Below are 1,014 nucleotides of genomic sequence, written 5' to 3'. Positions count from 1 at the left end.
TCCCAATATTCGTTATCAAACGGGCGCTCGGTACCTTCTTCTTGCGTTACGTAGTATTGCAACTCAGTCAACGTAGACTTGATCTTCGATTGAGATGGCTTGTTGTATGCTTTTACCTTCGACAGCAGTTTTTTCTCATCGATAAGCTGACGCAGTGTTTTCGGAGGTTCTTTGCGATCGTCACCAAACACTTCATCCAAGTATTTGTCTCGACCGGATGCGTAACGATAGTACTTGTACTTTAGGCTGCTCTTTTTGTAGTAATCCTGATGGTACTCTTCCGCTGGATAGAATGTCTCAAACTTGATCAACTCAGTTTTAAGCGGTTTTGGATAAACCTTTGCATTGTCGATTTCCATCATAAACTGCTCTGCGATCTGCTTTTGCTCTGCGTTGTGGTAGAAAATAGTAGGTCGATACTGTGGACCTCGGTCGACAAATGATCCTTTATCGTCGGTTGGGTCAATGTGGCGGAAAAAGTAATCGAGTACTTGTTCGTAATTCACCACATTCGGGTCGTATTTCACTTCGATGGATTCAATGTGTCCGGTTTTTCCAGAAGATACTTGGCGATAGGTTGGGTTTTTCACGTGCCCGCCGGAGTAGCCAGACACCACATCCAAGACGCCAGGAAGCTGTTCTAAGTCCGATTCCGTACACCAAAAACAGCCGCCAGCCAGTGTGGCGATTTCTGCATTCTCTAAAGCTTTCATCTTATCCATCGTATCGGCGGTGCCTGTTTTGCTCAAAAGTAGAAACAAGACAGGAAGTGCGAAAGAGAATCCGACCAATAACTTAGATATTTTCTTCATAGCTACCTCAACGTTGTTTTCCGTAGAAAGTGTGACTGAAATAAAAAGTGCTATGTAAATAGAAAGGCAAAAGAGCGAAAAAATTACAGCGATTTTTAAAATTCCGTTGCCCTTTTTGATAAGAAAGATACAGTATCGGCACGAAATACACCGCTCAATCGGGCAAAAGTTACACCCAACGAGCGATGCCAAAATGAGGTAA

1 protein-coding gene is annotated in these 1,014 nt (G+C 43.3%); it reads right to left on the bottom strand.

Annotated features, from left to right (window positions below):
• On the bottom strand, window positions 1–812 hold an 812-nt coding region (gene msrA / locus R7E00_RS25340; protein ID WP_318124954.1), incomplete at its 3' end, for a peptide-methionine (S)-S-oxide reductase MsrA.
• Window positions 813–1,014: the final 202 nt, after the last annotated feature.

The organism is Vibrio sp. Vb1755 (assembly GCF_033338635.1).
Taxonomy (GTDB): Bacteria; Pseudomonadota; Gammaproteobacteria; order Enterobacterales; family Vibrionaceae; genus Vibrio; species Vibrio alginolyticus.
The sequence above is the reverse complement of the archived record's forward strand: the minus strand, read 5'-3'. Positions and strand labels throughout refer to the sequence as shown.